This window comes from Streptomyces sp. NPDC054956, assembly GCF_053609185.1.
On record NZ_JBSGXB010000134.1, the window covers coordinates 1 to 19,034 of the forward strand.

Below are 19,034 nucleotides of genomic sequence, written 5' to 3' on the forward strand. Positions count from 1 at the left end.
CTCCTCTCCTTCGCCGTGGCCCTGTGCGGATTCGGCCTGTACGAGGTCCTGCGCGTCGGCGCCGACACCCGCCGGGCCACCGCCGCGCTGCTCGCCGCCACCGCCGTGGCCGCCCCGCTCGCGGGGGCCCTCGCGGCCCGCCCGCTGGTCTCCGACGCGGCCGAGGACGGCACCGTGGTGGCCGCCGTCATCCAGGGCAACGTCCCGCGCGCCGGCTTCGACTTCAACGCCCAGCGCCGCCAGGTCCTGGACAACCACGCCAACCGCACGATCCAGCTCGCCGAGGACGTCAAGGCCGGCCGGGTCCCCAAGCCGGACTTCGTCGTCTGGCCGGAGAACTCCTCCGACATCGACCCGTACGCCGAGCCCGACGCCTACGCGGTGATCGACGAGGCGGTCAAGGCCATCGGCGTGCCCGTCGCGATCGGCTCCGTACTGGCCCCGGAGACCGGACCGCTGCGCAACACGATGATCCTGTGGGACCCGGTCAAGGGCCCCACCGAGACCTACGACAAGCGCAAGATCCAGCCCTTCGGCGAGCGCATCCCGATGCGGTCCTTCGTCCGGCTCTTCAGCTCCGACGTCGACCGGGTGCGGCGCGACTTCGGCCCCGGAAAGGAGCCCGGGGTCTTCGACATGGCGGGCAGCGGGGTCGGCATGGTCACCTGCTACGAAGCCGCCTTCGACGACGCCGTCCGCTCCACCGTCCAGGCCGGCGCCCAGGTCATCGCCGTACCCAGCAACAACGCCACCTTCGGCCGGACCGAGATGACCTACCAGCAGCTGGCCATGGACCGGGTCCGCGCCGTCGAGCACAGCCGCACCGTCCTGGTCCCCGTCACCAGCGGGGTCAGCGCCGTCATCCGCCCCGACGGGAAGATCGTCCAGCGGACGAAGATGTTCACCGCCGACGCCCTGGTCGCGGAGATCCCGCTGCGCTCCACCGAGACCCCCGCGACCCGCTACGGCCCGCTCGTCGAGTACGCGCTGCTGGTCGTCGCCGCCGCCGGCCTCGGCTGGTCGTTCGCCCGTCGCCTCGCGAAGTCCTCGTAGGCTCGGGGGATGACCACACCCGACTTCATCCGCACCCTGCGCGCCACCGCCGGGCACCAGCTTCTCCTGCTGCCCGGGGTGACCGCCATCGTCGTCGACGACCGGGGGCGGGTGCTGCTCGGGCGGCGCGCCGACACCGGGCGCTGGTCGGTGATCGGCGGGATCGCCGAGCCGGGGGAGCAGCCGGCCGACACGGCCGTGCGCGAGGTGTACGAGGAGACGGCGGTGCGCTGCGTACCCGAGCGGGTGGTGCTGGTGCAGATGCTCCCGCCGATCACGTACCCCAACGGCGACGTCTGCCAGTTCCAGGACATCACCTTCCGCTGCCGGGCCACCGGCGGCCAGGCGCGGGTCAACGACAACGAGTCGCTGGAAGTGGCCTGGTTCGAGCCGGACGCGCTGCCGGAGCCGCTGGAGTCCTTCGCCGTCGACCGGATCCGCCAGGCCCTGCGGGACGAGCCGACCTGGTTCGAGGCCGGCGACACCGCCGACCTGCTCGACGTGCCCGCCGGGCCGGGCGAGTAGCCGGTCTCAGCCGTTGACGGCCGCCTCCCGGTAGAGCTCCACCGCCTGGTCGCCCATGACCGCGCTGTACGAGACCTCCGGGACGGTCCCGCCGCCCTCGTAGCCGCCGAGGACGCCCGCCAGGGCGCCGTCCACCAGCCAGGGACTGCCGCTGGTGCCGCCGCTGAGGTCAGGGCACTCGATGCGGCGCTGGGTCCCGGTGAACAGCGTCGTGGCGTTGGCGCAGTGGAGCGGCGACTCGTCGGAGCGCGGGTAGCCCACGATGGAGACGACGGCGTCGGCGGGCTGCTCCGCCGCGACCGGGAACCCGCCGACCACGTCCTCGACCTGCCGGCCGTCGAGCGGTGCCAGCGTCGCGAAGGCGATGTCGTGGTCAGGATTCCCGCCGTCCGTCCAGTCCGGGGCCACGTACATGTCCGTCAGCTTCCACAGGCCGTACGGGGCCTTGCCGTCCCGGTAGCCGGGGGCGAACCAGGTGTCGTCCAGGTCGCCCAGACAGTGCGCGGCGGTGGCGATCACATCGCGGTCCTCGCTGCGCACCACGGCGGCCGTGCAGAAGTGCCCGCCGTCGAGGCCGCCCGCGAAGAGCGCGCCGACCCGCTCGGCCGTGGCGTCGGCCGCGGCCGTCGCGGTGACGCCGAGCGGCGGCTCCGCGAGGGCGTCGGGCACGTCGACACCGATCAGGGCCGCCATGGCGGTGAGGGCCAGCAGGATCCGGGACGCACGCCGGCCACGGGCGCGGGGGCGGCGTTCCGGTCGGGAGGGGAGGCGCTGGATCATGCTCAGAGCCTCGTGCGCGAACCTGTGACCGGAGCCCGGGAATCCATATGAATCCCCTGTGAATCAGCCGCCCCGAAACCCCTTTGGCGGCCAGGCCGCACTGCCCGGAGAATCACGGCCATGGGGACCGACATACACGGGTTCGTGGAGTGCCTGGACGAGGACGACCGGCTGTGGACCGCGGCCATCGACATCGACCTGCTCTACCACGGCCGCGACTACGACGCCTTCGGCTGTCTCTTCGGGATACGCAACTACGCCGGCTTCCGGCCGCTCGCCGAGGACAGGGGGATTCCGGACGACGCCTCCGAAGCGGTGCGCGCGAGCTTCGCGGAGTGGGGGAGCGACGGCCACAGCCCCACCTGGATCGGCTGGTCGGAGCTGCTGCGCGTCGACTGGTCGGAGCCGGCGGCGCGGGTCGACGAACGCATCCACGAGTACCGGCGTACGGAGGACGGCTGGGTGATGACCGGCAAGTCCGCCTGGAACCCGCGGGTCGCCGAGGTGGCGGGACTCTCGATCGTGCGCGAGCCCGGCTGGCTGTTCACGTACGAGGCGCACGATCTGCCGGAGGGCACCGAATGGCCCGACGGCGAGGACCGCCTCTACCGGATCGGACGGATCACCCGTGACGCCGCCGTGCGCCGCGACGGGTCGTGGAAGCCGCTCTGGACGGTGATGGAAACCCTCGCCGGGCTGTACGGGCCGGAGAACGTCCGGCTCACCGTGTGGTTCGACTGCTGAACCCCGCCGTCAGGGGCGCCGCTCGTACACCGTCACCCGGCGGCCCCGGACCTGGCGGTCCTCCACCACGGTGAACTCCGCCGCGAGGGCGGCGGCCTTCGCCTTGTCCGCGGCGGCGCCCGGGGCCTTCGCCTTCGCGCCCGCGTCCGTCACCAGCAGCACCCGCCGTTGCTCGCGCAGTGCCGCCCGGATGTCCGCCGGGGCGGCCTCCTCGCCCTTGAGGGTGCCCGACTCCACGGGGCCGCGCGCCAGCGCCACGTCCTTCAGTCCCGCGAACGCCTCGGGCGAGACCAGCGCGGTGTCCCGCCGGGCCGCCGGGACGAAGAGCACCGCGTCGCCGTCCCGCTTCAGCCGCGACACCTCACCGGCCACCGCCAGTACGTCGTCCACCCGGCTGGCCGGGGACCGGTCGGCCAGTGCCACCGGCAGCATCGCCAGCGCCGAGACCCCGACGACGGCCGGCACGAGCGCGGCCGACGCCGTCCGGTTGCGGGGCGCGAGGGCCCGTACGGCCGCCCCGAGGCCCGCGCCGATCAGCAGGGCCAGGCCCAGCATGCAGAACAGCACGTACCGGTCCAGGAACAGCGGCTGGACCAGGGAGGCGGCGGCCAGCCCCAGCAGCGGCACCGCCAGCAGCGGCAGGCCGACCGCGGCCGCCGACGGCCGGCGCCACCGGCCGTCGCGCGGCCCGTTCCACCGGTCCGCCCACGCGCCCAGCACGCCGACCGCCAGCAGCACCGCCGGGCCGATCGTCATGTGCCAGGTCAGCGGCGGTATCCACGAGACCTGCCCGGACTGGGTCCGGGTGAACAGGATCAGCGGCAGCGCCCCCGCCACGGCCGCCGCCGAGGAGCCCAGCCAGCGCGCCCAGGCGCCGCGCCCGGCCCGGACCCACCACAGGGTCACCGCGTGGGCGGGCAGGATCAGCAGGGAGAACCAGTTCAGCAGCGCGCAGACCAGCACGAGGGACCCGTACGCCGTCCAGCGCGGCCAGGACCGCGCGGGCCCGGCCGCGAGCAGCGAGACCAGCAGCAGCGTCGAGAGCCCGGCGCCGCCCGCGACCAGCGCGTACGAGCGGCCCTCCTGGAGCTGGAACTGCACGGCCGGCAGCAGCCCGAGGGCCAGCCCGCCGCCCAGCCCCGCCCACGGGCCGGCCAGCCGGCGCCCGATCAGCGCCACGCAGGCGGCGGCGACCGAGAACGCCAGCACGGACGGGAGGCGCAGGGTGGCCGTACTCGCCCCGAACACCTCGAAGAGGAAGTGCATCAGCAGGTAGTACAGGCCGTGGACGGCGTCCACGTTGCCGAGCAGGTGCCAGATCTCGCCGGGGGACCGCTCCGCCACCTGCCAGGTCGCCGCCTCGTCCCGCCACACGCTGTCCTGCCGGGAGAGCCCCCACAGGCCGAGCGCCAGCGTCCAGAACGCCGGAACCAGCCACACGAGGGACGGCCGCCGACCGCCGCGGCCCGCAGCCCGGGGACCCGTCGTACGGCTGACCGCGCCGCGCGGCGGGCCGGTGGATATGTGGGATGTCATGAAGGCGTTCGGGTCCTCGGTGCGCGGTTCGGGCGGAAACCACCAGTCTATGGACGACACGGACGGTTTCGGGACCGGCTGTTGTGCACGACGGAGCGTGATCGCGGAGGCCGCCCGCCCCTAGCCTCGCGGCAGAAGGTGCGCAGCAGGCACGCAGGAGCACGAACGAGGGGCGGTACCAGGTGAACTGGCTGATTCACGACTACCGCGAGAGCGATCTCGCGGCAGTCGTCCATCTCATCGACACCACGGCCGAACTCGGCCAGGAGTCGGTCTTCTCACTCGCCGAATGCATCAGTGCCCTCACCGACCGGCAGCCCTGCGTGGTCGCCGTCCACCAGGGCGTCCCGATCGGCGCCGCCCTCGCCTGCGTCACCGGCGAGCGCGCCTGGGTCATGCGCATCGCCATCGCCGCCGGCTGGCGCGGCCGGGGCCTGGCCAGCGCCCTGCTCGTGGAGCTGGAGCGGCGGCTCATCGCCGCCCGCGTCGGCCGCATCGCCTACGTCCTGCCCGAGGAGGACCTGCTCGGGGAGGGCCTGCTCAACGCCGGCTACACCCGGCAGCCCGCGGTCGCCTACTTCGAGAAGACCGAGCCGCTGCACGGGCCGGCCGCAGGCCTCCTCGACGACCTCGGCGGCCGCTTCCTGCCCAACGACCTGTGGGCCAAGGTCGCCGGCATGGAGAAGGAGAAGGACCTCATCGAGCGGCGCGTGGTGCTGCCGCTCGCCGAACCCGAGCGGGCCGCCTCGCACGGTGTGCGGCCCCCGCGCGCCATCACCCTCTTCGGCCCGCCCGGCACCGGCAAGACCACCTTCGCCCGAGCCATCGCCTCCCGGCTCGGCTGGCCCTTCGTGGAACTGCTGCCCTCCCGCCTCGCCGACGAGGGCAACCTCGCCGCCGCGCTGCGCGACGCGTTCGCCCGGATCGGCGAACTGGAGCGGGTCCTCGTCTTCATCGACGAGGTCGAGGAGATCGCTCCCGTACGGACCGAGCCCGCGCAGCCCGGCGGGATCCACGGGGTGACCAACGAGCTGCTCAAGCTGATACCGGGCTTCCGGGAGGGCGACGAACGGCTGCTGGTCTGCGCGACCAACTCCATCCGCTCCCTCGACCCGGCCTTCCTGCGGCCCGGCCGCTTCGACTACCTGATCCCGATCGGCACCCCGGACGCGGGCGCCCGCGCCGCGATCTGGTCCCGCTACACCGCGGGCCGCCCCGATGTCGACGTGGCGGCCCTGGTGGCCGCGAGCGAGCTGTTCACCCCGGCCGACATCGAGCACGCCGCGCGGATCGCGGCGCAGGTGTCCTTCGAGCGGGACCTGGAGGCGGTGGGCGCCCGGGGCGCGGCGGCGGCGCAGCTCGGCGCGAGCACGGAGGACTACCTGGCGGCGGTGGCGCAGTGCCGGCCGACGGTGACCCCGGCGATGACCGGGGAGTTCGCGGCGGACATCACCGCGCACGCCCGGTTCTGATCTCCGTCCCCCGGTTGCGGCGGGGGACGGGTGTGCAAGACGGCCCGCAGCCACTCCCCAAAGCGGCTGCGGGCCTTCCCGCGCGGACTTGGCATCCGTGCGGGAAAGCCACGTTCCGATGGGGGTGTTCGCCGGCTGGAACGTGGCGGCAAGGGTGCCTCGAGGGCGTCCTGAGCGCCCTCGCCAACACATTCGAGTCAACCAGTGCGGGGGGTGCGCGCGCCTCGGCCGCAAGGCCCCGATCACCCCGGCCGGAAGAACCGGACGGCAGGCCGCGGCGGTAGGCCGAAAGGGGGACCGGGGTGAGGGCGTGTCCTTCGGATCAGGCCGGATCGGGGAACGGCAGAGCGCCCTCGTCAGGCGCGATGACGAGGGCGCTCCGCCGCATTCCCGGGTGGACCTCGACGGCGGCCGCGCCGTCATCGGGCTGCCCGTTACGGGCAGCGGTACGTGAACTCCGCGGCGGCGGTCTGCTGCGTCGGCGAGATCAGCTGGAGTTCGGCCTTCGCGGGGTAGGTCCCGGCGCCCTGGAAGGTCCACAGCAGGTGCAGCCGGGCCTCGTCGCGGCCGCTCGGCACGCGCTCGGTGAGCTGCTCCGACCGGGTGCCGTCGCTGCGCAGCCAGCGGTAGGTGATGGTCCCCGCGCGCCCGTTGGTCCGTACGACGGCCACCACGTCGGCGGTCGCGTCGCAGCCGGGACCCTCGGACCCCGCGGTGACCGCGACCTCCCGGACCTCCAGGGCCGGTCCGTAGCGCTGCCAGCACAGGTACGCGAGGACCGCGAGCAGGATCACGGCCGCCAGGGTGTAGCGGCGCCATTCGCTGCGCCGGCGGGGCGGCAGGGGTTCCGGGTGCAGCGGGAACGGCAGCGGGAGGGCCGCCGTCACCCCCGGACCGAACCGCAGCAGCGAGCCCTCGACCCGGTCCGGCTGGGCACCGCCCGTGGTCTCCAGCCGCTTCGTCATGGCTACGGCGGGCGCCCCCGACGGGGAGGCCGCGGCCTCCCCGGCCGCGACGGCCGCACCGGCGGCCACCGCTACGGCCGCGCCCGCGCCCACCGCGACGGCCGCGACCGGAGCCCCCAGGCGCCGCGTCGCGTCGTCCCCGGAGCTCTCCAACGGCTGGGTGACGTCCTCGGCCGGGGGATCGAGCCGCCGGGTGTCGTCCTCCGCCGGGGCCTCCAGCGGCTCGGTGAGGTCCTCGCCCGGGGAGTCCAGGCGCCGGGTGCCGTCCTCGTCCACGGTCTCCAGACGCCGGGTGTCGTCCTCTTCCGATGTCTCCAACCGCCGGGTGAGGTCCTCGCCCGGAATCTCCGGTATCTCCAGCTGCTGGGTCGCGTCTTCGCCCGGTATCTCCAGGAGCTCGGTGATTGCCGGGTCCTTGAGCGGGCCGCTGATCCAGTGGCTGCCGAGGACCGTGGCGCTGTACTCGTCGTCTTCGCCCTGCGGGGCGCGGGCGTCGCTCATCCGATCACCGGTACGCAGGCCTGGAACTGGTAGGTATCCGAGGCGTACTTCGTGGGCGTGGCGGCGGGCGTGGTGGAGACGCGCACCGTCACGTAGCAGGCGCTGCCCCCACGCGGGAGGGTGTGCCTCGCGGACCCGCTGGTCGGCGATCCGGCGAGGACGGTGAAGCTCTCGGTTCCGTTTGCGACGCCGGGGTCCTTCGGCCCGGTGCTGAGGAACCATTCGACTGTCACGGTGGCGGGTCCGCCTTTCGCGTTGAGGCTCACGACCGCGTCCACCGCTGGCGGCTTCGTTCGTGCGGGACTGAGTTTGACGGACAGCGACGAGACAGTCACGGCCGGGCCCAGCGTCGGCGTCGGGGGCTTGGTGGGCGTCGGCGGCGCCGGGGACGGCGGGCCGCTGTAGGTCGGGGTGGGGGACGCGGACGGCGAGGGCGTCGCGCTCGGCGACGGGCTCGCACTGGCCGAAGCGCTCGGCGAGACCGACTCGCCCGGGGACGGGGTAACGGCCGGGGCCGCCGCCGAAGCGCTCGACGTCGCGAACGCGTTCACGGCCTTCGCCCCGCCCGGCTCCGCGCCGACGGCCTGGTAGCCGAACACGGCCACGATCCCCAGCGCGAGCGTGGCTCCGGCGGCGGTCAGCCCGCGCCGTCCCGGACTCCAGCCCGGTACGGGATCGGGCAGGGTGGTCGTGGCCAGCGCGGTGGTGCCCGATGCCGGGGTGCCGGCCGAGGGGAACAGCAGCGGCAGCAGGGCCGCCAGCGCGGCCAGCTTGCGCTGTCCGCGCTCCTCCCACTGGGGCCCGTACGCGGCCAGGGCCACCGACTCCAGCTCTTCGACGAACCGGTCGGCGTCCTCGGGCCGCTGCTCCGGGGACTTGGCCATGCCGCGCCGGATCAGCGGGCGCACCGGCTCGGGGGCCTCGGCCTCGGGCACCGGTGCCTCGACGTGCTGGACCGCGAGTTCCGCGAAGCTCTGCCCGTCGAAGGGCTTGTGGCCGGTGAGGCATTCGAAGAAGGTCGCCGTCGCCGCGTACACGTCCGCCGCGGGCGAGGCCGGACGGCCCTGCCACTGCTCGGGCGCCATGTACGCGGGCGTACCGGCGGCCCCGGGAGTGGTGCCCTGGGGCGTGGCGATGCCGAAGTCGACGAGCTTGGAGGTGCCGTCGGCCGCGACCAGCACGTTCGCCGGCTTGTAGTCGCGGTGGACCACACCGGCCCGGTGGGCGTCGGCCAGCCCGAGCAGCGAGCCCTTGAGCAGCACCAGCGCCGCCTCGGGACCGGTCTGCCCGGACTGCTTGAGGAGGGCGTTCAGCGGGATGCCGTCGACGAGTTCCATCACGATGGCGGCGCCGCGGGGCGACTCCACGTACTCGTAGAGCCCGACCACGTACGGGGAGCGCAGGGCGCCGAGCAGCTGGGCCTCGGCCCGGAACTCGCGTACGAAGGCCGGGTTCTCCCGCATCCGGTCGTTGAGGTACTTCACCGCCACCGCCGTGCCGGTGCCTTCGTGGACCGCGAGCACGACGCGCCCGCTGGCGCCCGAGCCGAGCTCGCGTATCTCCGAGTAACCGGGAACCGACCACATGACGTTCATTCCTTCCCCCTGCCGTGGCGTGACCGCGCCCCGGGGCCGGTCCTCTCAGGGGACCGGCCACCAACTGGGACATCTTCCGGCCACGGCCGGTTCCCGGCCGAGAGCCAATCGGTCTCGGTCGGGTCACGAATGAGTGGCGTCCCGGGTCAGGCCGCGGCCGCCTCCGCTCCGATCATGGCGTGCAGCCGATCGGCGGCAGCCCGCCCGAAGTCCGGATCGTTGATGTGGGTGTCGTAGTCGTACAGCCGGGCGGCGCTGCCCCGCAGTCCCTCGCGCAATGCCGAGAACAACGCCCCGTCGGCGTCGGGGTCATGGTAGGGCCCGCCCGGCGCGCCGAGCGTGGACAGTCCGCGTAGTGGGACGCACACGGCCGTGGGCCCGGTGGACGCACGGAGTTTGGCGGCGACCCGGCGGCCGAGTTCGGCGCACTCGGCCTCGGTCGTACGGATCACCGTGATCGAGGGGTTGTGGACGCGTACCCGGCGGTAGCGGACCCGGTCCGGCAGGCTCTCCATCGGGCCGAACTTCACCATGTCCAGCGCCCCCAGGCTCACCACCTGCGGAATTCCGGCCCGTCCGGCCGCGCTGAGCCGGTCGGGGCCGGCGGTGAGGATGCCTCCGCACAGGTCGTCGGCGAGTTCGCTGAGCGTGAGGTCGAGGACGCCCGCGAAGATCCCCTGGCCGGCCAGGGTTTCCAGGGTCCGGCCGCCGGTGCCGCTGACGTGGAAGACCAGGACCTCGTAGCCGAGCTCGGTCAGCCGCTCCCGGGCGGCGTCCACGCCGATCGTGGTCACGCCCGCCATGCTCGCCGCGATCAGCGGGCGGCCGCCCTCGCCCAGCCGGGCCGGCCGGCGCAGGTCGAGGGAGGCGCGTTCGAAGGCCTTGGCCATGCCCGCGACGGCCTCCACGGCATTGGCCATGACCGGCGCGGAGATGCTGTTGATCCCCGCGATGTCCACGACGCTGTACATCATGGTGATGTCCGCGGATCCGACGTACGGGGCCACGTCCCCGGATGCCATCGAGGAGACCATCACCTTCGGGACGCCGAGCGGCAGCGCGCGCATCGCCCTGGTGGCGATGGAGGTTCCGCCGCTGCCGCCGATGGCGAGGACTCCGTGCAGCCGGCCCTCGGCGTGCAGGCGCAGCAGGGTCGCTTCCGCGCCCCGGGCCATCGTGGTCACGGCCGCGCCCCGGTCGGCGGCCGCGCGCAGTTCGGACAGTTCCGTTCCCGCGGCCCGCGCCACCGCTTCACGCGGCACATCGGCGGGCACACGGGGCTCGTTCATGATTCCTGTGTCGACCATGACCACTTCGACGCCGGCGCGCAGCAGCCTCTCGCGCAACCAGCCGTACTCCACACCCTTGGTGTCCAGGGTTCCCACCAGCACGACGTTCGTCATACGTGCAATGTCCATGCAGGTGGGGTTTGCTGGCAAGTAAAGGTCGAGTCAACCCTCGTTGCGCAGAAGTTCCAACAGCCGTTCCAGAAAAGGAATCTGAGACACCACCAGTTTTGTCCGGGCCACCTCGGGGGCGAACCATTCCACCCGGTCCAGCTCGGGGAACTCCGCCGTCCGCCCCGACTTCGGCGGCCACTCCATGGTGAAGGTCCCGGGTACCGCCAGGGCCGGATCGAGGTCCGCCCGCACCGCCCAGATGGTCACCAGCTTCCCGCCGATCATGCGTACCTCGCCCAGCGGCAGGTACGGACCCTCGGGCGGCGGCAGCCCGATCTCCTCCTCGAACTCCCGGCGCGCGGCGTCGCGCGGTGTCTCCTCGGGCCCGTACTCGCCCTTCGGGATCGACCAGGCGCCGGCGTCGCGCCGTTCCCAGAGCGGGCCGCCCATGTGGCCGAGCAGTACTTCGGTGGTGGGGGCACCGGTGCCACCCCCGGCGGTGTCCTCGGTGCCGGATTCCCTGAACAGGAGCAGTCCGGCGCTTCGCTTCGCGGTCATGGCCTCATCCATGCCCCGTCCGGGCGGCGCTCAGTGGTCGTGCGGGCCTTCGCGGTGGACCGGGCCGTGGGCGTCGGCGCAGTGCGGGTCCTCGGGGCCGTCGCCCGGGCGTCCGACCGTCAGGAGGGAGTCCTGGGCGTGGTCCACCTGGAGGGTGGTGTGGGTGATCCCGTACTCCTTGGACAGCAGGGCCTCCAGGTCGCGGCGCACGGCATGGCAGTCGCCCTCGGGCGAAACCAGCACGTGCGCGGAGAGCGCGGCCTGTCCGGAGGTGATGGTCCAGATGTGCAGGTCGTGGACCTCGGTGACCGGCGGGTGGCCGACGAGCCGGTCGCCGACCGTGTCCGGGTCCACGTGGGCCGGGGCGGCCTCCAGGAGGATCCGGCCGGACTCGCGGACCAGTCCGTACCCCGCCTTGACCATCAGGACGACCACGACCAGCGAGGCGATCGAGTCGGCCTGCCGGAATCCGGTGGTGAGCACGATCAGGCCGGCGACGGCGGTGCCGATGAAGGCGAACAGGTCGTTGAGGATGTGCTGGTAGGCGCCCTCCACGGCCAGCGAGGTGCGGTTCGCCTTCGAGATGCACCAGGCCGCCGCGATGTTGACGACGATGCCCGCGAGCGCCGTCACCAGGACCAGCCCGCCCTCCACGGGCGGCGGGTCGAGCAGCCGCCGCACCGCCTCGTACGCCAGCCAGACCGCCAGCAGGAGCAGCGTGAGGCCGTTGGCCTGCGCGGAAAGTATCTCCGCGCGCTTGAGGCCGTACGTGAAACCGCCGCGCGCCGGGCGGGCGGCCAGCCGCATCGCGATCAGCGCGAGGACGATCGAGACGGCGTCCGTCAGCATGTGCGCGGCGTCCGAGATCAGCGCCAGGGAGTGGGCCAGGACGCCGATGACCACCTCGATCGCCATGAAGCCGGCGATCAGGCCCAGTGCGATGCCGAGCCAGCGGCGGTCGGCGTCGGCGGCGACACCGTGGCTGTGCCCGGCGTGGCCGTGTCCGTGGCCTCCGTGCGCCTCGTGGCCGGCGCTGCCGACGTGGTCGTGCGGCGCGTCGTCGTGCGGAGCGTGGTCGTGTGCCGCGTGATCGTGTGGCACGTGGTCCTGCGCGGTCATGGCGTCCCCCGTCGGTCGATGCCGGACCGGAATCCTCGTTCCTGCCCGAACGTGTCGCCTGAAGTGAAGCGCACCTCACGAATATGGGCAAAGGCTGCAACGGGGACCGTTGTCATTACCCATAACGCCATTCTGACCTGCGGTTATGCCGTGTCCGCCGGATCGTGGGAAAATCTCTGCATGGTCCAGCGCCCCGGTGTGCCGACCGCGCCCGAGCTCCTCCTGGAAACGGACAGGGGCTCGACCGCGATGAGCCCGCGCCGGACGTACCACGTCGGCCGGGACCCCCTCTGCGAGATCTGCCTCGACGATGCCCGCGTGTCCTGGCACCACGCGATCTTGCGTCCGGACGGCGATCACTGGACGGTGGAGGACGAGGACAGCACCAACGGCACGTGGGTCGACGGCCACCGCGTCCACGAGTGGGCCGTCGGCGTCGGCAGCGAGCTGCGCTTCGGCAGTGCCGCCGACGGTCCGCGCGTGCGCTTCGTCGACCCCGCCCCGGCTCTCGCCCGCCCCTCCTCGGTTTCCCATCCGAACCAGACCAGCACCTTCCGCCGGCCGACCTCGATCCGCCCGCTGGCCGCCGCGGCCACCGTCCGCATCGGCCGCGCCCCGGACAACGACATCGTCATCGACGACCTCGTCGTCTCCCGCCACCACGCGGAACTGCGCGCGCTCGTGACCGGCACGTACGAGATCGCCGACCTCGGCAGCCACAACGGCACCTACCTCAACGGTGCCCGCGTCGCCCGTGCCGCGGCCATCGGCGAGGGCGACGTCGTCGGCATCGGCCACACCGCCTTCTGCCTCGTCGGCGACCAGCTGCAGGAGTACGTCGACACCGGCGAGGTCTCGCTCGACGTCCAGGACCTCGGCGTCGCCGTCGACCACGGCCGCAAGACCCTCCTCGACCACGTCTCCTTCCCCGTCGGCGCCACCTCCCTGCTCGCGGTGGTGGGCCCCAGCGGCGCCGGCAAGTCCACCCTGCTCGGCGCGCTGACCGGCCTGCGCCCCGCGGACCACGGCACCGTCCTCTACGACGGCCGCGACCTCTACCGCGACTACGCCGAACTGCGCAGCCGCATCGGCCTGGTCCCGCAGGACGACATCCTGCACGCGCAGCTCACCGTCCGCCGGGCCCTCGTCTACGCGGCCGAACTGCGCTTCCCGCAGGACACCGCGAAGGCCGAACGCGAGGCCCGCGTGGACGAGGTGATCGGCGAACTCGGCCTCCAGCAGCGCGCCGACCAGCCCATCCACAGCCTCTCCGGCGGCCAGCGCAAGCGGGTCTCCGTCGCCCTGGAGCTGCTGACCAAGCCCTCCCTGCTCTTCCTGGACGAGCCCACCTCCGGGCTCGACCCCGGGATGGACCGCTCCGTGATGCACATGCTGCGCGGCCTCGCCGACGACGGCCGCACGGTCATCGTCGTCACCCACAGCGTCCTCAACCTGAGCGTCTGCGACCGCCTCCTGGTCCTCGCCCCCGGCGGACGCATCGCCTACTACGGACCTCCTGACGAGGCGCTCGGATTCTTCGGCTTCGACCAGTGGCCCGAGGCCTTCGAAGCCTTCGAGAACGAGCGGGACCGCGACTGGGCCGGGCAGCACCGGGCCTCACCGCAGCAGCGCCGCTACGTCGACGCCGCCGGCGGCCGGCTCCCGCTCGCCGGAGAGGCCGAAAGGGCCGCGGGCGTCGCGCCGAAGCCGCCGCCGAAGGCCCAGAGCTGGGGCTCCCAGCTCTCCACCCTGATCCGCCGGTACGCCGCCGTGCTCAGCGCCGACCGCACCTTCCTGATCATCATGGTCGCGCTGCCGTTCGTCATGGGCGCCATGGCCCGCGCGCTGGCCGGCAGCACCCTCACGGCGGAGACCGCGCTGAACGCCCTGTTCATCCTGTGCGTGGGCGGGGTCCTGACCGGCGCGGCCAACGCGGTGCGCGAACTCGTCAAGGAACGCGTCATCTACCAGCGCGAGAGAGCCGTGGGCCTGTCGCGGTCGGCCTACCTGATGTCGAAGGTGGTCGTCCTCGGCGTGATCACCGTCGCCCAGGCGGTCGTCCTCACCCTGGTCGGCCTCGCCGGGGTCAAGACCAACGCGCCCGGCGGCAAAGGCGTCTTCATGCCACCGCTGATCGAGATCACCCTCGCAGTCGCCCTGCTGTCCGTCACCGCCATGGTCCTCGGACTGCTGATCTCCGCCCTGGTGAGCAAGGAGGAGGTCACCATGCCGCTCCTGGTGCTGCTCACCATCGTCCAGGTCGTCTTCTGCGGCTCCCTGCTGAAACTGACCGGGGTCCCCGTCATCGAGCAGTTCGCGTGGTTCGTGCCCGCCCGGTGGGCCATGGGGGCGATGTCGAACACCATCGACCTGGGCGCCATCGTGCCCGGCAAGATCACTCAGGATCCGCTGTTCGATCACGAGGCCGACCTCTGGCTCATCGAGATGGGCATGCTGGTCGCCCTGTGCGTGCTCTTCGGCGTACTGGTGACCCGGGTGCTGCGCCGCCACGAACCGACCATCATGCGGAAGTAGCCGCCATGACCAGCCCCGGCGAAGCCGAGGACTTCCGGCCCACCCACATCGTTCCCCAGGAGGGCCTGCCCGCCTGGGAGAGCCCGGACATGTCCCGCCCCACGGTCCCGCTCGACGCCTTCCTCCCCGTGCAGATGCTGTCCCGGCGCGGGGAGTGGGGGGAGATCCTGTGCGCGAACGGCTGGTCCGCCTGGGTGGACGGACGGATGCTGGTCGCCGTGCCGCAGCCCCCGCCGACCGGCGGCCGCCCGCTGACCCGCACGGAGGACCCGCGGCCGCTGCTCGGGCGGTGCGCCGAGGAGGTGGAGCGCTACCGGCGGGCGGTGGCGGAGCTCACCTCCGGGCGGATCGACGCCGAGTCCTTCCGGCGGGCCGTACGGGGGCTGCGTGCCGGGGTCGTGATCGACGGGGAGTCCGTGTGGCTCTACGACGAATCGACGGGACGGTGGATGTACGGGGACGGCAGCCGTCTGACCACCTACGCGGTCGTCTCGGGGCCGGGCGCTCCGCCCGCCCGGGAGGAAGCCCCGCCCGAGGAGGCGGACACCGCGGCGGGGGCCGGCGTACCTGACGCACCGCACGAGCCCACGAAGATCGTCGAACTGCCCGGGCCGGAGGCGGGCTGATGGGCTCGGGGGAGGGCCCCGGGGCCGGCCCCGGGGAGGGCGCGGGGGCGGTCGAGGAGCCGGTGCGCGGGCGCGCTTCCGACCTGCGGGGGCGGCGGATCGCCGGCTACGTGGTGGAGGCCGAGATCGGCCGCGGCGGGATGGCGGTCGTCTACCGGGCGCACGACGTACGGCTCGACCGGACGGTCGCGCTGAAGCTCCTCGCGCCCGAACTGGCGCGCAACGACACCTTCCGGCAGCGGTTCGCGCACGAGTCGAAGGTCGCGGCCGCCATCGACCACCCGCACATCGTGCCCGTCTTCGAGGCGGGGGAGACCGACGGGCTGCTGTACATCGCCATGCGGTACGTGGCCGGGCAGGACCTGCGGGCCCTGCTGGACCGGACCGGGCCGCTGCCCGTGGACACGGCGGCGCGGATCGCCGGCCAGGTCGCCTCGGCGCTGGACGCGGCGCACGACCACGACCTCGTGCACCGGGACGTGAAACCCGGCAACATCCTGGTCGCGGAGGGCACGGACAGCGAACACCCCGAGCACGTCTACCTCACGGACTTCGGGCTGACCAAGAAGTCCCTGTCGCTGACCGGGTTCACGAGCGTCGGCCAGTTCGTCGGAACCCTGGACTACGTGGCGCCCGAGCAGATCGCCGGGAAGCCGGTGGACGGGCGCTGCGACGTCTACAGCCTGGGGTGCGTGGTCTACGAAACCCTCACGGGCGGGCCGCCGTTCCAGCGCGACGACGACATGGCGCTGCTGTGGGCCCACCAGTACGATCCGCCGCCGGCGGTGAGCTCGCGCAGGCCCGGCCTGCCGGCGGGGGTGGACGAGGTACTGGCGCGGGCCCTGGCCAAGTCTCCGGAGGACCGGTGGGGGAGCTGCCTGGAGTTCACGGGGGCGCTGCGGCGGGCGGGACAGGGCCCGGTCGAGCCCGTCCACGCACCCACCCGGGTGGCCGAGGCCTCCGACGGACCTCCGCCGCCACCGCCCCGATGGGCGCTGCCGGTCTTCTAGACGCGCTCCTGGTCGCTCCTGGCCCTGTGCTGCCTCCGCCGGCCCGGTTCTGGCCTGCGCCGGCCGTCGTTCAGGAGCGGTCGGGGGAGGGCGCGCACACCACGTGCGCGGTGACGTCGGCGTGCGAGACGGAGGCGAACCAGCCGGTGCGGCCTTCGCCGTCCACCACGGGGCGGCTGGCCAGGACGGTGTGCCGGGGCGATCCGTCGCGAGCGTGGTCCCGCTGGGAGGTGGAGTACCCGCCGGACAGTACGACGGTGCCGCGCGGGCAGAACACCCGGCTGACGGAGACGGCTTCGGCGGTGGCGTCCTTGCGCCCGGTGTCACCGGAGAGGGAGCGGGCGCCGGGGCCGGTCGCCTGGGTGGGCAGGGCGGTGGAGAGGGTCAGGGCGAGCGCGGAGAGGGCGAGCAGGCCAGCGGCGTGAAGCGGCCGGAACAGGCCTTTGGTCATGTTCACGGAGGCGAGCGTGACATGCGGAAACGATCCCCCGATGAACCGATATCCACTCGTTCACCCGTACGGAGCAACCGCCGGGCGGTGCGGCCACCGGCCGCGTGCCGTACGTGTCCGGGTCAGCCGCGGTGCCGGCGGCGCGGGAACAGGGCGCCGAGGAATCCCGCCACCGCGCCCGCGGCGAAGGCCAGGCCGACCGTGCGCCAGAGGACGGGCCGCAGTTCCACCTTGCCGCTGAGGTCGTCGACGTCGCTGATCCCCAGCAGGGACAGGCCGAACTGGGCCTGGATCCGGGCCAGCAGACAGATCGTCAGGGTGGCCAGCGCCAGGGCCACGGCCAGGTGGAGGGCGTGCTGCCAGGGCCGGACGTACGCGGGGGAGCGGGCGGCGGCCAGCGCGCCCGCGCCGAGCAGCAGCACGGCCGCGAGCGCCACCAGCCACCATGCCCGCGCGTCGTGCTCCGCGAGCGCGGCCACGTCGAGCGTGGACAGGTCGGAGCCGGAGCCCGATCCGGTGGCGCGCAGCACCTGGTCCAGGATCTGCGGCATCGGCAGGCCGAACGGGCCCTCGGCCCTGCCCTCCCAGGCGCCGCCGAAGCCGAGCGTGAGGGCGAGCCAGACCAGGTTCGGCAGGCCCAGCAGGACCACCGCCAGGGTGCGGCCCGCGTGCCCCTGGGTCGCGGCCACCAGCAGTCCGGCCCCGGCGCCGATGACCACGTACGCGAGGAGCAGGACGACCACGGCGAACGCCGCCGGCCGCACCGCCGTGTGGAAGCGGACCAGTGCGCTGGGCAGGGGGGCGCGGCGCGAGACCAGCAGGGCGATCAGCAACAGGCCCAGGATCCACAGCAGTCCGAAGAGGAGGGTGGCGGGGATCGCCGTCTCGAAGCCGACCGTGGGGCCGGAATCGAGGATCTCGCCGATCTCCCCGAGGGGCGAATCGCCCGTGGAGATCGCGAAGTTCCGGCGCGCCAGGAAGGAGGTGCCGGTCAGGACGGCCAGCCAGAGGAGGACCAACGGGGCCGCACGGGCGAGGAGTTCGCGCGCACCGGCCACGGCCCGGTTGTGCAGGGGGCGCAGGAAGAGCCAGCCGGTGGTCAGTGCGCCGGCCAGGCTGACGGAGAGCGGCATGACGGACAGGCTCGCGTCGGCCCCCGCCAGGAAGCCGGCCCCGCCCGTCACGTCGACCGAGCCGCCCGCCGCCATCACGACGACGGCGGCCACCACGTGCGGGAACGCTCCGTCCGGAAGATCGCCCGCCCCGGCGAGGGCGAGGCCCGCGGCGGCGACCACGGCCATCGCCACGAAGCCCGCGACGACCGCGACAAGGGCGTCCCGCCAGGCTCGCGCGGTCGGTGCCGATGTAGGGCTCACCCTGTCACCGTAGGCACGCTCGGCTTGCGGGCACCACCCGGACGGCGCACACAATGGTCGCCAGGAGTATTAGAAATCCGGAGATTTCCGCGGATCCGCCGCAGAACATCCATTTGGGACCGGAAGTCCTCCGCAGTGGGAAGAAGAGCCCGTGACCACTCAACCCTCCGGCCAGCAGCCGCCGTGGCCGCCACAGCCCTCGCAGCCCCCGTCGCCGCAGCCGCCGTCGTCAGGTCGCCCTACGGGCCCGCCTTCCGGGCCGCTCTCCGGCGGGCGGGAAGGCCCCCCGCCACCACCCCCGCCCCCCGCTCCTCCCGGAGGCCCCGGGGGCGGGTCCCCCGAGCCTCCGCACAAGGCCTGGTGGCGCTCCCTGCCCCGGCTCGCCACCGCGATCGTGGCCCTCGCCGCCGCCGTCGCCCTGGCCGTCGTACTGACCCGGCCGACCGGGGGCGGAACCGCGACGAAGGCGGGGGGCGAGGTGTTCCTGCAGCCCGTCGCGGCGTCCGGACCCGACCCCTTCACCGAGTCCACCGCCGCCAAGGAGGCCGTGCCGCCGCCGGAGAGCAAACCGCCTTCGCAGCCCGCGCCGGCCACGGGGGCCACGGCCACCCGTAGCGTCAGCGGATCCTCGCCGACCCTGTTCGGGGGCACGCGGGACATCGCCAGCTGCGACGTCGAGAAGCAGATCCAGGTGCTGTCGGCGCAGCCGGCCAAGAACGCCGCGTTCGCCTCGGCGCTCGGCATCCAGCCGACGGCCGTGCCGGCGTACCTGCGCTCCCTCACCCCGG

18 protein-coding genes are annotated in these 19,034 nt (G+C 73.4%); 9 read left to right on the top strand and 9 right to left on the bottom strand.

What is annotated here, in order from left to right; all coding sequences use genetic code 11:
* Together lnt and ACWGDE_RS21235 are read left to right on the top strand one after the other, a co-directional pair.
* Positions 1-1,053, top strand: a 1,053-nt coding sequence (lnt, locus tag ACWGDE_RS21230) for an apolipoprotein N-acyltransferase (RefSeq protein ID WP_453390552.1), incomplete at its 5' end; no start/stop codon positions are given.
* Positions 1,054-1,062: 9 nt separating this feature from the next.
* On the top strand, positions 1,063-1,578 hold the full coding sequence (locus tag ACWGDE_RS21235; RefSeq protein WP_453390553.1) for an NUDIX hydrolase: 516 nt from the start codon (positions 1,063-1,065) through the stop codon (positions 1,576-1,578).
* Positions 1,579-1,584: 6 nt separating this feature from the next.
* Here the strand turns inward: ACWGDE_RS21235 and ACWGDE_RS21240 are convergent, their stop codons facing one another.
* The gene (locus ACWGDE_RS21240) at positions 1,585-2,358 is read right to left on the bottom strand and encodes a trypsin-like serine peptidase (protein ID WP_453390554.1); all 774 of its coding nucleotides are present in this window, start codon (positions 2,356-2,358) and stop codon (positions 1,585-1,587) included.
* 120 nt (positions 2,359-2,478) lie between these two features.
* On the opposite strand from ACWGDE_RS21240, the gene ACWGDE_RS21245 reads away from it, so the two are divergent.
* Positions 2,479-3,102 (top strand): hypothetical protein, encoded by a 624-nt coding sequence (locus ACWGDE_RS21245; RefSeq protein ID WP_453390555.1) that lies wholly within the window; start codon positions 2,479-2,481, stop codon positions 3,100-3,102.
* A 9-nt stretch (positions 3,103-3,111) separates the two neighbouring features.
* Here the strand turns inward: ACWGDE_RS21245 and ACWGDE_RS21250 are convergent, their stop codons facing one another.
* Positions 3,112-4,638 (bottom strand): glycosyltransferase family 39 protein, encoded by a 1,527-nt coding sequence (locus ACWGDE_RS21250; RefSeq protein WP_453390556.1) that lies wholly within the window; start codon positions 4,636-4,638, stop codon positions 3,112-3,114.
* A gap of 182 nt (positions 4,639-4,820) precedes the next feature.
* Here ACWGDE_RS21250 and ACWGDE_RS21255 point away from each other — a divergent pair, with 182 nt between their 5' ends.
* The gene (locus tag ACWGDE_RS21255; protein WP_453390557.1) at positions 4,821-6,110 is read left to right on the top strand and encodes an ATP-binding protein; all 1,290 of its coding nucleotides are present in this window, start codon (positions 4,821-4,823) and stop codon (positions 6,108-6,110) included.
* Positions 6,111-6,420: 310 nt separating this feature from the next.
* Positions 6,421-6,564: a DUF6191 domain-containing protein gene (locus ACWGDE_RS21260; RefSeq protein ID WP_453390558.1), complete on the top strand. Its 144-nt coding sequence runs from the start codon at positions 6,421-6,423 to the stop codon at positions 6,562-6,564.
* Here ACWGDE_RS21260 and ACWGDE_RS21265 read toward each other — a convergent pair.
* From ACWGDE_RS21265 to ACWGDE_RS21285, 5 genes are all read right to left on the bottom strand, one after another.
* Entirely contained in the window at positions 6,545-7,576 is a 1,032-nt protein-coding gene (locus ACWGDE_RS21265; RefSeq protein WP_453390559.1) for a hypothetical protein, read from the bottom strand. The two genes, ACWGDE_RS21260 and ACWGDE_RS21265, sit on opposite strands and share 20 nt — an antisense overlap.
* Complete coding sequence (locus ACWGDE_RS21270) at positions 7,573-9,171, bottom strand: serine/threonine-protein kinase (protein ID WP_453390560.1); 1,599 nt, start codon at positions 9,169-9,171, stop codon at positions 7,573-7,575. The genes ACWGDE_RS21265 and ACWGDE_RS21270 overlap by 4 nt, the downstream gene beginning before the upstream one ends.
* A 146-nt stretch (positions 9,172-9,317) precedes the next feature.
* Positions 9,318-10,574 (bottom strand): Tm-1-like ATP-binding domain-containing protein, encoded by a 1,257-nt coding sequence (locus ACWGDE_RS21275; RefSeq protein ID WP_453390561.1) that lies wholly within the window; start codon positions 10,572-10,574, stop codon positions 9,318-9,320.
* 48 nt (positions 10,575-10,622) lie between these two features.
* Positions 10,623-11,129, bottom strand: coding sequence for an NUDIX domain-containing protein (locus tag ACWGDE_RS21280; protein ID WP_453390562.1), 507 nt, complete (start codon positions 11,127-11,129; stop codon positions 10,623-10,625).
* Positions 11,130-11,159: 30 nt separating this feature from the next.
* On the bottom strand, positions 11,160-12,248 hold the full coding sequence (locus ACWGDE_RS21285) for a cation diffusion facilitator family transporter (RefSeq protein WP_453390563.1): 1,089 nt from the start codon (positions 12,246-12,248) through the stop codon (positions 11,160-11,162).
* A gap of 180 nt (positions 12,249-12,428) precedes the next feature.
* Here ACWGDE_RS21285 and ACWGDE_RS21290 point away from each other — a divergent pair, with 180 nt between their 5' ends.
* The 3 genes from ACWGDE_RS21290 to ACWGDE_RS21300 are packed head-to-tail and all read left to right on the top strand — an operon-like array spanning position 12,429 to position 16,419.
* Positions 12,429-14,783 (top strand): FHA domain-containing protein, encoded by a 2,355-nt coding sequence (locus ACWGDE_RS21290; protein ID WP_453390564.1) that lies wholly within the window; start codon positions 12,429-12,431, stop codon positions 14,781-14,783.
* A 5-nt stretch (positions 14,784-14,788) separates the two neighbouring features.
* On the top strand, positions 14,789-15,409 hold the full coding sequence (locus ACWGDE_RS21295) for a hypothetical protein (RefSeq protein WP_453390565.1): 621 nt from the start codon (positions 14,789-14,791) through the stop codon (positions 15,407-15,409).
* Entirely contained in the window at positions 15,409-16,419 is a 1,011-nt protein-coding gene (locus tag ACWGDE_RS21300; RefSeq protein WP_453390566.1) for a serine/threonine-protein kinase, read from the top strand. The genes ACWGDE_RS21295 and ACWGDE_RS21300 overlap by 1 nt, the downstream gene beginning before the upstream one ends.
* Positions 16,420-16,489: 70 nt before the next feature.
* Here the strand turns inward: ACWGDE_RS21300 and ACWGDE_RS21305 are convergent, their stop codons facing one another.
* Together ACWGDE_RS21305 and ACWGDE_RS21310 are read right to left on the bottom strand one after the other, a co-directional pair.
* On the bottom strand, positions 16,490-16,876 hold the full coding sequence (locus ACWGDE_RS21305) for a hypothetical protein (protein ID WP_453390567.1): 387 nt from the start codon (positions 16,874-16,876) through the stop codon (positions 16,490-16,492).
* A gap of 116 nt (positions 16,877-16,992) precedes the next feature.
* Positions 16,993-18,246 (bottom strand): streptophobe family protein, encoded by a 1,254-nt coding sequence (locus tag ACWGDE_RS21310; protein ID WP_453390568.1) that lies wholly within the window; start codon positions 18,244-18,246, stop codon positions 16,993-16,995.
* Positions 18,247-18,640: 394 nt separating this feature from the next.
* Between ACWGDE_RS21310 and ACWGDE_RS21315 the strand changes: the two genes are divergently transcribed.
* Positions 18,641-19,034 (top strand): DUF6777 domain-containing protein (locus tag ACWGDE_RS21315; RefSeq protein ID WP_453390569.1); only part of this gene is annotated, 394 nt, incomplete at its 3' end.

Bases quoted from the DNA above. Each gene is read 5' to 3' on its own strand.
- ACWGDE_RS21280 (WP_453390562.1), bottom strand. From the start codon at position 11,129: ATGACCGCGAAGCGAAGCGCCGGACTGCTCCTGTTCAGGGAATCCGGC.
- ACWGDE_RS21295 (WP_453390565.1), top strand. From the start codon at position 14,789: ATGACCAGCCCCGGCGAAGCCGAGGACTTCCGGCCCACCCACATCGTT.
- ACWGDE_RS21285 (WP_453390563.1), bottom strand. From the start codon at position 12,248: ATGACCGCGCAGGACCACGTGCCACACGATCACGCGGCACACGACCAC.
- ACWGDE_RS21265 (WP_453390559.1), bottom strand. From the start codon at position 7,576: ATGAGCGACGCCCGCGCCCCGCAGGGCGAAGACGACGAGTACAGCGCC.
- ACWGDE_RS21270 (WP_453390560.1), bottom strand. From the start codon at position 9,171: ATGAACGTCATGTGGTCGGTTCCCGGTTACTCGGAGATACGCGAGCTC.
- ACWGDE_RS21235 (WP_453390553.1), top strand. From the start codon at position 1,063: ATGACCACACCCGACTTCATCCGCACCCTGCGCGCCACCGCCGGGCAC.
- ACWGDE_RS21300 (WP_453390566.1), top strand. From the start codon at position 15,409: ATGGGCTCGGGGGAGGGCCCCGGGGCCGGCCCCGGGGAGGGCGCGGGG.
- ACWGDE_RS21290 (WP_453390564.1), top strand. From the start codon at position 12,429: ATGGTCCAGCGCCCCGGTGTGCCGACCGCGCCCGAGCTCCTCCTGGAA.
- ACWGDE_RS21250 (WP_453390556.1), bottom strand. From the start codon at position 4,638: ATGACATCCCACATATCCACCGGCCCGCCGCGCGGCGCGGTCAGCCGT.
- ACWGDE_RS21245 (WP_453390555.1), top strand. From the start codon at position 2,479: ATGGGGACCGACATACACGGGTTCGTGGAGTGCCTGGACGAGGACGAC.
- ACWGDE_RS21275 (WP_453390561.1), bottom strand. From the start codon at position 10,574: ATGACGAACGTCGTGCTGGTGGGAACCCTGGACACCAAGGGTGTGGAG.
- ACWGDE_RS21240 (WP_453390554.1), bottom strand. From the start codon at position 2,358: ATGATCCAGCGCCTCCCCTCCCGACCGGAACGCCGCCCCCGCGCCCGT.